Raw genomic sequence first — 9,777 nt, 5'->3', positions numbered from 1 at the left:
TGCGACCAAGGCCGTCACCGCTCCGGTGACGATCGCGCTGACCGAACGGCTGGGCGGCTACCCGGAGTCACGACGCGCCGACTCGGCAGGTCTCTAGTCGTAGCTCCCGAAGTTGAGCACCGTGCAGATCCAGCTCTCGCCGTTGCGCTCGAAGCGGACGGCGAGAGCGCGCAGGCCCGCGCCGAAGCGGATCGTGACGGTGGCCTCGACGATGTCGTCGGAGACCTCGTAGACGTGGCAGCGATGGACGCGTGGACGGACCGGCTGATTGCGGCCGGTGCCGGGCTCGTACGCTCCTGAGCGTGCGGTGAGGCTCGCGCGGTATCTCAGCTCGGAGTGGACGTCCTTGGTGGTCCAGCGGACCAGCTGGCTGGCCGGGCGGTCGCCGCCGACGACCTCGGCGGCCTTCTGGGCGAACTGCGGGATCCAGCCGCGGAGATGGCCGCTGGCCGGGACGATCGGGACCGGAGGCGGGATGTCGCCGTCCACGGAGGTGTCCCCGGCCTCGTTGCCGGCATCGTCGTCGCACGGGTGCGGTGGGTCCAGGCGGGGCTGGAGGTCGAAGGCGAGCATGCCCTGGACATCGGCCAAGGGCACCTCGGTGAGGCGTTGCGGATTCGGCTCCGCGGGGGGATCGGGGTCCCGAGATCGTAGAGCGCTCATGGGCGCCAACTCCTTTCTACGCAGTCGAACCCCTCATACCCGAATTGCTCGGTTCTAAACCGACGGGTAACAAAATGGTTCTACTGTGACGAAAGGAAACGGAAGTGACCGGTCCCTCGGTGGGTTTAGGTCGCCTGATCGTCGTAGGGCGGCTTCTCGCCGGCCAGCAGGGGCTTGGGCGCCTTGGCGACGGCCTCCTCCTGCTCGATCTCGGCGAGGGCTTCCTGGATCTGCTTGCTGACGATGCGACGAGGGTCGAGGTCACGCAGCTCGAGGTCCTGGTAGGCGGGTCCGAGCTCCCCGCGCAGGTCGTCGCGCGCATTGTTGGCCAGGTTGCGTACCTGGTGGAGGAGGCGGGCGATCTGCCGTGCCATCTCGGGGATCTTGTCCGGCCCGAAGACCAGGATGGCGATCACGACGATGACGGCGAGCTCCGCGAAGCCGATGCCGAACACGGGCCAGAACCTACAGGGTCAGAGCTTGGAAGTGGGAGTGAGCCCCAGCTGCATGCCCGCGAGCCCGCGTCCGCGGCCCGAGATCGTCCGCGCCACCTCGGCCAGCACCTTGGCCGACTCTGCCGTCGGATCGGACTCGACGATCGGCTTCCCGGCGTCGCCCGCCTCCCGCAGGGTCTGCTCCAGGGGGATCTGGGCGAGCAGCGGCACCTTCGAGCCGAACCGTTGGGAGAGCGTGTCGGCGACCCGCTGGCCACCGCCGGAGCCGAAGACCTCCATCCTGGAGCCGTCGGGCAGGACGAGCCAGGACATGTTCTCCACGACGCCGACGACCCGCTGGTGCATCATCTCGGCCATCGTGCCGGCCCGCTCGGCCACCTCTGCGGCGGCCTCCTGTGGGGTGGTGACCACGAGGATCTCCGCGTTGGGCAGGTGCTGGCCCAGGGAGATCGCCACGTCGCCGGTGCCGGGAGGAAGGTCGAGCAGGAGCGCGTCGAGGTCGCCCCAGTAGACGTCGGAGAGCATCTGGACCAGGGCCCGGTCGAGCATGGGTCCGCGCCAGGCGACGACCTGGTCGCGGCGCGGCTTGAGCATCCCGATCGAGATCACCGAGACGCCCGAGGCGGTCGGGACCGGCATGATCAGGTCGTCGACCTGGGTGGGCCGGGAGTCGGCCACGCCCAGCATGGCGGGGACGGAGTGGCCGTAGATGTCGGCGTCGACGATGCCGACCTTGAGCCCCTGCTGGGCCAGCGCGACGGCCAGGTTGACCGTGACCGACGACTTGCCGACACCGCCCTTGCCCGAGGCGATCGCGAAGACCTTGGTCAGCGAGCCCGGCTGGGCGAACGGGATCTCCCGCTGCGCCTGGCCGCCGGTGAGCCCGTTGCGCATCTCGGTGCGCTGCTCGTTGGTCATCACGCCGAGCTCGAGGTCGACGCCGGTGATGCCGTCGACCTTCTCCAGCGCTGCGGTGGTGTCGCGGTTGATCGTGTCCTTGAGGGGGCATCCGGCGACGGTCAGCAGCACCTTGACGCTGACGACGCCTGCGTCGTCGATCGATACGGAGTCGACCATCCCCAGCTCGGTGATGGGTCGTTTGATCTCCGGGTCCTGCACGGTCGCCAAGGCTGCGTTGACGCGGTCGAGAAGCGGGCTACTCACAAGAAAGAAGCCTACGTCGTACGCTGAAAGACCCCTGCATCGACCAATCCGTGGAAGCGTGGCCGCTCGGATCGCGGACCGTTCGTGGGGGCCCGGATGGGCTGTGTCGACCTACCCGCTGATGAGGCCGAGCTCTGATCAGTCCCGATGACATCGAGAGTCATCGGGGTCCGAGGTCACTCGGGCGATTGGTCGTCCCGGAGCCGGTCGCGCTCCTCCAGCTCTTCCAGGAGCAGGCGGAGCTCGGAGCGGAGGTAGTCGCGCGTGGCGACCTCGCCGAGGGCCATCCGGAGAGAGGCGGTCTCGCGTGCGAGGAACTCCATGTCGGCCTTCGACTGGGTGGCGATGCGGCGGTCCTGCTCGTTGATCGCGCGGTCGCGGTCCTCCTGACGGTTCTGCGCGAGCAGGATCAGCGGGGCTGCGTACGAGGCCTGCAGGCTCAGCGCGAGGGTCAGGAAGATGAACGGGAAGGTGTCGAAGCGCCACTCGCTCGGCGCCAGGATGTTCCAGGCGACCCAGATGAGCACGATGATCGTCATCCAGGCGATGAACCTGGCGGTGCCCATGTAGCGGGCGAAGGCCTCGGCGAAGGAGCCGAACGCGTCGGCCCGGAAGGCGGGCCGCTTGACGAGGGGGCGGCGCAGCTCGCGCGGGGTGTCGAGGCGGCCGCGGGCGGTGCGGGTGTCAGCCACGGCGCACCATCTCGGGGGTGATCACCTTGTTCGGGCGGGTGTCGGGGCGGGTGTCGGGCCGAGGCCCGGTGGCCGACTCCTGGCGAGCGAGGTTCTCGCGCCAGTTCTCCGGGAGCAGGTGGTCGAGCAGGTCGTCGACGGTCACCGCGCCAGCGAGATGGCCGTTCTCGTCGACCACCGGAGCGGCGACCAGGTTGTACGTGGCCAGGTGGGCAGCGACCTGCTCGGTGCTGTCCTCGGGGCGCAGCGGCTCCAGGGAGTCGTCGAGAGCGCCGGCGACGAGCGTCGAGGGTGGCTCGCGCAGCAGTCGCTGGATGTGAGCGATGCCGAGGAACTTGCCGGTGGGCGTCTCCAGCGGCGGACGGCAGACGTAGACCAAGGCCGCCTGGGCCGGGGTGAGGTCGGGGTTGCGGACCAGTGCGAGCGCGTCGGCGATGGTTGCGTCGGGGCCGACGATGACCGGCTCCGGGGTCATCATCGAGCCGGCGGTGTCCTCCTCGTAGGACATCAGCCGGAGGACGTCCTTGGCGTCCTCGGGCCGCATCAGGTCGAGCAGCAGGGTGGCGGTCTCCTCGGGCAGCTCGGCGATGAGGTCGGCGGCGTCGTCGGGTGACATCTCCTCGAGCACGTCGGCGGCGCGCTCGGAGTCCAGGGCTCGCACGATGGCGACCTGGTCGTCCTCGGGGAGCTCCTCGAGCACCTCGGCGAGGCGCTCGTCGTCCAGCGCGGCGACGACCTGCCGCTGACGCTCGGGTGGGAGCTCGTGGATCATGGTCGCGGCGTCGGCCGGACGCATCTCGTGGATCGCCTGGACCAGGTGGGTCGCGGCCTGGGTGGGGGAGCGGCGGGCCAGCCCCTCGACGTCGTCCCACTCGATCACGTGGGTCTGGCCGCGGCGGCGAAGCCCCTTGGACGGCTCCTGCACGGCGACCCGGGAGAGCAGCCAGTCGCGGTTGCGCGCCTGCTCCATGCCGACGTCGTAGACCGTCCCGGAGACCCCGGTGGAGCGGATCGTGACCTGCCGGTCGAACATCTGGCCGATCACCAGGGTCTCGGTCGAACGCGGCTGGAAACGGCGCATGTTGAGCAGTCCGGTCGTGTAGACCTGACCGGAGTCGATGCTGGTCACCCGGGTCATCGGCACGAAGATGCGCCTACGCCCGAAGACCTCCACGACCAGGCCCAGCACGCGTGGCTGCCGAGCGTCGGTCCGGACGGTGACCACGAGATCTCGCACCTTGCCGACCTGCTCGCCGAGCGGGTCGAAGATCGGAAGGCCGACCAGGCGTGCCGCGTAGACGCGGTTGGGCGAGTTGCTCACGCCGCCACCTCCGTTGCGCAGAAGCCAGTATACGAAGGTGGCGGCGTGATTGCCGTTTGGTTCACTCGCTGACGCTCGCTCACGGCCCAACGTTATGACATGGGTCCCAGGAGTCTGCCTCGACGCTCACCGGGTGGCGCGGGTCATGAATTCGATGATCTATCCGAACTCTCCTCGGAACGGGACCCAGGATCTGGCTGAGGCCTGTGTTACAAAAGTTTTCCAAGTGACCAGTGTGATCGGTCACCACTGCTGGGAGAGGGGCCCGGACGGATGCATACACAACCTCGAGCCAGGTCTCGCGGAGGTCGGGCGGCCAAGGCTCTGCTCTCCACGGGTCTTGTCATCGGTCTCTTCGGCGGTGCGCTCGTCGCCGTGCACGACTCGCCCGTCCCGGCCGAGCCCGACGTGGAGACCGTCGCCTACTCGCCGCCGCGCTATCGGATGGTCCAGGCGAACCTCAGGGCGAGCATGGGGACGGCGAGGTTCAGGAAGGACGTCCGCGAGGTCGTCGGAACCGCGCCCGACTTCATCACCTACAACGAGGTGAACGGTCGGCGGACCGCGGATCTCGAGCCTGGGCGCTACCGCGTGTGGCGCAAGGGCGGCGACCCCTACCGGTCGGCGACGGCGGTGGCCTGGGACAACGACAGGTGGGCCGCGACCTCGAAAGGGATCCACCAGATCAGCAACAAGCGCGGCAAGCCCGCCCGTCAGCGGCTGCACTGGGGGATCCGGTACGCCAACTGGGTCACCCTCGAGAACCGAGCGACCGGCCAGAACGTCTCCGTGGTCGCGGTGCACTTCGCGCCCAAGTCCAAGCACTACGGCGACCTGGTCCGTCCTTCCGCCCGCGCGCTGAACACGCTCGTCAAGGCGCTGGCCGGACGCGGGCCGGTGATGGTCGGCGGCGACCTGAACGTGCAGTACGAGGGCTCGCGTTACCCGCGCGACATCTTCGCCGCCAAGCACCTGGTCCCGACCTACGACGTCACGCAGCAGGCACCGGTCACGCACGGCCGGGCGTCGACGATCGACTACGTGCTCGCCCGCGGGATCGCGCGCTTCGCCACCGGCAACCAGCGCGCCTTCGGGCTGGAGTCGGACCACAACGCGGTCCGCGTCGACTTCTCGCCGCTGCCGGTCACCTCGACGGCGAGCTCGGCTCGGGCCAAGTTCGGGCCGGGCGTCGTGGTCACCGACCCGGGGCTGAGTGTCGCCGAGGAGCAGAGCGTGCTGCGTACGGTGCTGAAGGCCGTCAACAGCGCCAAGCGAGGTCACGTCGTGCACCTGGCCACCCGTGCCCTGACCAACGGCAGGGTCGTCCGGGCGCTGAAGCGGGCGGACTCGCGGGGTGTGCGGGTCCGAGTCGTCACCGCGGAGAAGACCACGACCGCTCAGATGCGTTCGCTGCAGCGGGTCCTCGGCAAGGACGTGAACGAGGACACCTGGGCGGTGCCGCGTCCGCGTGGCTACGACCGCACCGGCCTCCGCGCGACCGTCCTGCTGATCAGCCGGACCGGCGCAACCCCGACCTTCGCCTTCAGCTCCAGCACCCAGATGTCGGGCTTGGCCGGTTCCGGGAAGCGATCGGGCTACGTGAGCGTCAGCAGGCCGTCGTACGACAAGATGCTCGCGCCGGTCTTCTCGGCTGTCGGACGGCGGCGCTGAGGGTCGTAGGATCACGGTGTGTCGGGTGTCACCTGTCGCTGATGGTTACTGATTGGTAACCTGCCGCAGTGACGTCAGCGTGGTCTCGACGGGTCTGAAACGTTGTGGCCCCGACCACCGAGTTTAGGAGTGAAGCATGGGTCGCCTTGCCGAGACCGAGGGTCTCACCGACATTCAGGAAGAGATCCTGAAGACCGTCCGCCAGTTCGTGGACGAGAAGGTCATCCCGGTGGCCCAGGAGCTGGAGCATGCCGACGAGTACCCGACCGACATCGTCGAGGGTCTCAAGGAGCTCGGCATCTTCGGTCTGATGATCCCGGAGGAGTACGGCGGGCTGGGCGAGTCCCTGCTGACGTACGCGCTGTGCGTCGAGGAGATCGCCCGCGGCTGGATGTCGGTCTCCGGCGTCATCAACACCCACTTCATCGTGGCCTACATGCTGATGCAGCACGGCACCGAGGAGCAGAAGCAGAAGTACCTGCCGCGGATGGCGACCGGAGAGGTACGCGGCGCGTTCTCGATGTCGGAGCCGGGTCTCGGCTCCGACGTGAGCGCGGTCTCCACCAAGGCGACCAAGCAGGCCGACGGGTCGTACGAGATCACCGGTCAGAAGATGTGGCTGACCAACGGTGGTTCCTCGACCCTGGTCGCGGTGCTGACCAAGACCGACGAGGGCGCCGAGAGCGTCTACAAGAACATGACCACCTTCCTGGTCGAGAAGACCCCGGGCTTCGGCGAGACGGCCCAGGGCGTGACCGTGCCCGGCAAGATCGACAAGATGGGCTACAAGGGCATCGACACGACCGAGATGATCTTCGAGGGTCACAAGATCTCGGCCGACCAGATCCTCGGCGGCACCCCGGGCAAGGGCTTCTTCCAGATGATGGATGGCGTCGAGGTCGGCCGGGTCAACGTCGCCGCGCGCGCCTGCGGTCTGGCGATCCGTGGCTTCGAGCTCGGCATCGCCTACTCCCAGCAGCGCCAGACCTTCGGCAAGAAGATCGCCGAGCACCAGGCCATCCTGTTCCGTCTCGCCGAGATGGGCACCAAGGTCGAGGTCTCCCACAACATGATGGTCCGCGCCGCGCGTCTGAAGGACACCGGCAAGCGGATGGACGTCGAGGCCGGGATGGCCAAGATGGTGGCCTCGGAGTACGCCAACGAGGTCGTCGAGGACTCCTTCCGGATCCACGGCGGCTACGGCTACTCCAAGGAGTACGAGATCGAGCGGATCATGCGCGAGGTCAAGTTCATGCTCATCGGCGAGGGCACCAGTGACATCCAGAAGATGATCATCGGCCGCAGCCTCCTCAAGGACTACAAGTCCTGACCCTGCGAGCGACGAGCCGACCCTGCTGAAACCGATGGTCTCGGCAGGGTCGTTGCCGTAGGTTGGTCGTTGCCCGACCAATGACTCAACTCAGCAACCCATGTAGGGGGAGCGATGGCCAACGACGACCTCAAAGCCAAGATGCGCGAAGCGCTGGAGAAGAAGAACAACAACGACCACGCGCACGCAGAGAGCGCCGGCGCCAAGGAGAAGGCGCACGGCTCCGAGATCGTCGGCGGCGCGCCGAAGATGCACCGCCGCAAGGCCGGTGGCGGCGGCTCCTGAGATCTGGCTCTAGACTGAGCCCAATTTGCTGGACCTGTTGGGTCGTGGGTCAGTCTGGTCGAGAGGTATTGAACGTTGGCGCGCCGCGTAGTGCTCCATGTCGGGGCGATGAAGTCCGGGACGACGTATCTGCAGGGTGCCTTGTACAAGAACAAGGCACTCCTCGCCGAGCGTGGATTCCTGGTCCCTGGCGCGCGCTGGCGTCACCAGATCGAGGCCGTTCTCGATGTGAAGGGCCACCAGAAGCACCCCCAGGGTGACGCGGTCACCGGCGCCTGGGATCGTCTGGTCGCCGAGGTCGATGCGTGGGACGGGACTGCGTTGGTCTCCGTCGAGCTGCTCGCGCCGGTCGGCCCGGAGACGGTCGAGCGCGTGGCGTCGAGCTTCCAGGGGGTGACCCCCGAGATCGTGCTCTCGTTGCGTGACATCAACCGGCAGATCCCGTCGATGTGGCAGGAGCTCATCCAGAACGGCATGGACTGGACCTGGGCCGAGTTCCTCACCGCGGTCAACAAGAGCCGGCCCGGTTCGTCCGAGCGCCGTCGCACCAAGCCCGGCAGACGCTTCTGGTCCGAGCAGGACATGGTCGCCATCGCCCGGCGTTGGAGCCAGGCCGGGCCTCTCCACCTGGTCACGGTGCCGCCCCCGGGCAGCCCGGCGACGCTGCTGCTGGAGCGCTTCGGCGCGGCGATGGGCTTCGACCCGGAGGGGATGCAGAGCCCGCCGCCGAAGAACACCTCCCTCGGCGCCGCCACCGTCGAGGTGCTGCGAGGGCTCAACGCAGAGCTGAAGCAGCGCGGACTGGCCTATCCGGCGGCCATGGGTCTGCGCAAGCACGTCCTCGGCAAGCGCCTGATGCCGGCGCTGACGGTGGACGACCCGCGCATCGGGCTCCAGGCTCCGCGCTGGACACAGTCGTTCACTCGCGACCAGGCAGCCGAGCTGCGCGGTCTGGACGCGACCATCCACGGGGATCTCGACGACCTGGCCCCCGTGGACGTGAGCGGGATCGACCCGCGCAAGGTCACCGACATGCAGGTCCGAGACGCCGCCGTGGCCTCCTATGCTTCGCTGCGTACGGATCTCAACAAGAAGCTCGCCGACCCGACCATCCCTGGTGAAGCCATCGACCCGGGGGAGGGCCGCAAGGCTCCGGCGCGCGCGGTCTCCGCCCTGGCCGACCTCGTGGAGTGGTCCGTCCGGCGAGAGGAGCTGGTCCGCACGTAGGGCCGCATTCACATTCGGGGGATTCTTTGTCAAGCAGTTGGAGCCTGCGCCGAAGGCGCAGCCTCGCCGATGAGGCACGCGAGACCGCGGCCACGGCTACGCCGCCGCTGGTCGCGGTGCTCACGATCGCCCGCGACGAGGGCGAGATGCTCGCCCGATGGGTCGACCACTACGGCCGAGCGGCGGGTCACGAGAACCTGATCGTCTTCGACGACGGCTCGACCGACGGTTCCACCGACGACCTGGGCTGCACGGTCCAACGCCTGCCCGGCTTCCGCAAGGGCAGCTTCGAGTCCGGTCGGATGCGACTGGCCAGCGGGGTGGCCCAGGGCCTGCTCGGCATCTACGACGTGGTCATCTTCACCGACGTCGACGAGTTCCTCGTCCCCGACCCGGCGAGCTACGCCGACCTGTCCGACTACCTGGCCAGGCGACCCGACCAGGTCATCGCTCCGCTCGCCCTCAACATCGTCCACCACACCGCGCTCGAGGGGCCGATGGTCAGCGGCAAACCGATCGTCGGCCAGCGGGCGTTCGCCCAGTTCGCGCCGTTGATGTGCAAGCCGTCGGTCAAACGGGTGCCGGCCGCCTGGACGAACGCCTCCCACGGGATCGAGGCGCCGTACGTTCCCGATGCGGGGCTGTTCATGCTCCACATGAAGTTCGCCGACGTGGACCTGCTGCGACGGCAGGCCGACCGACGCAACCAGCTCGCCAAGTCGGTGGGCCGTGGGAAGGGCAGCTCCTGGGGACGTTCCGGCGACGACCTCGCCGGCCTGCTGACCCGGGCGACCGCCTCGGTGGGCGCCGATGTCGAGGAGTTCGACCCGACCACGGTCCTGCCGGCCAGGCTGGTGCGCAAGGAGAACGGCGTGTATCGAGCCGATGGCCCCGGCCACATCGACAACCTCCGCAACCACCCGCTGCTACGCATCCCGGAACGTCTTCATGGGATCGTCTGATCTAGGT

10 protein-coding genes are annotated in these 9,777 nt (G+C 68.2%); 5 read left to right on the top strand and 5 right to left on the bottom strand.

Features of this window, described 5'->3' with window-relative positions:
• Positions 1-93: 93 nt before the first annotated feature.
• From ABZZ22_RS08425 to ABZZ22_RS08405, 5 genes are all read right to left on the bottom strand, one after another.
• Complete coding sequence (locus ABZZ22_RS08425) at positions 94-663, bottom strand: Rv3235 family protein (RefSeq protein ID WP_354929189.1); 570 nt, start codon at positions 661-663, stop codon at positions 94-96.
• 125 nt (positions 664-788) lie between these two features.
• On the bottom strand, positions 789-1,118 hold the full coding sequence (locus tag ABZZ22_RS08420; RefSeq protein WP_179659544.1) for a sec-independent translocase: 330 nt from the start codon (positions 1,116-1,118) through the stop codon (positions 789-791).
• Positions 1,119-1,136: 18 nt separating this feature from the next.
• A complete protein-coding gene (locus tag ABZZ22_RS08415) occupies positions 1,137-2,282 on the bottom strand; it encodes a P-loop NTPase (protein ID WP_354929186.1) in 1,146 nt (381 codons plus the stop codon).
• Between the two features lie 176 nt (positions 2,283-2,458).
• Entirely contained in the window at positions 2,459-2,974 is a 516-nt protein-coding gene (locus ABZZ22_RS08410; protein ID WP_354929183.1) for a DUF1003 domain-containing protein, read from the bottom strand.
• Positions 2,967-4,295: a CBS domain-containing protein gene (locus tag ABZZ22_RS08405; protein WP_354929180.1), complete on the bottom strand. Its 1,329-nt coding sequence runs from the start codon at positions 4,293-4,295 to the stop codon at positions 2,967-2,969. The genes ABZZ22_RS08410 and ABZZ22_RS08405 overlap by 8 nt, the downstream gene beginning before the upstream one ends.
• 273 nt (positions 4,296-4,568) lie before the next feature.
• Here ABZZ22_RS08405 and ABZZ22_RS08400 point away from each other — a divergent pair, with 273 nt between their 5' ends.
• The 5 genes from ABZZ22_RS08400 (at position 4,569) to ABZZ22_RS08380 (ending at position 9,770) form a co-directional block, all read left to right on the top strand.
• The gene (locus tag ABZZ22_RS08400; protein ID WP_354929177.1) at positions 4,569-5,966 is read left to right on the top strand and encodes an endonuclease/exonuclease/phosphatase family protein; all 1,398 of its coding nucleotides are present in this window, start codon (positions 4,569-4,571) and stop codon (positions 5,964-5,966) included.
• Between the two features lie 136 nt (positions 5,967-6,102).
• Entirely contained in the window at positions 6,103-7,296 is a 1,194-nt protein-coding gene (locus tag ABZZ22_RS08395; RefSeq protein ID WP_292649054.1) for an acyl-CoA dehydrogenase family protein, read from the top strand.
• 114 nt (positions 7,297-7,410) lie between these two features.
• The gene (locus tag ABZZ22_RS08390; RefSeq protein WP_354929173.1) at positions 7,411-7,581 is read left to right on the top strand and encodes a DUF5302 domain-containing protein; all 171 of its coding nucleotides are present in this window, start codon (positions 7,411-7,413) and stop codon (positions 7,579-7,581) included.
• Positions 7,582-7,656: 75 nt separating this feature from the next.
• Complete coding sequence (locus tag ABZZ22_RS08385; RefSeq protein ID WP_354929170.1) at positions 7,657-8,808, top strand: hypothetical protein; 1,152 nt, start codon at positions 7,657-7,659, stop codon at positions 8,806-8,808.
• 26 nt (positions 8,809-8,834) lie between these two features.
• Positions 8,835-9,770, top strand: a complete 936-nt coding sequence (locus tag ABZZ22_RS08380; protein WP_354929167.1) for a glycosyltransferase family 2 protein — start codon at positions 8,835-8,837, stop codon at positions 9,768-9,770.
• The last annotated feature ends 7 nt before the right edge of the window (positions 9,771-9,777 follow it).

The sequence above is a fragment of the Nocardioides sp. NPDC006273 genome (assembly GCF_040613495.1).
Classification (GTDB): domain Bacteria; phylum Actinomycetota; class Actinomycetes; order Propionibacteriales; family Nocardioidaceae; genus Nocardioides.
This window is presented reverse-complemented; position numbering and strand designations above follow the sequence as displayed.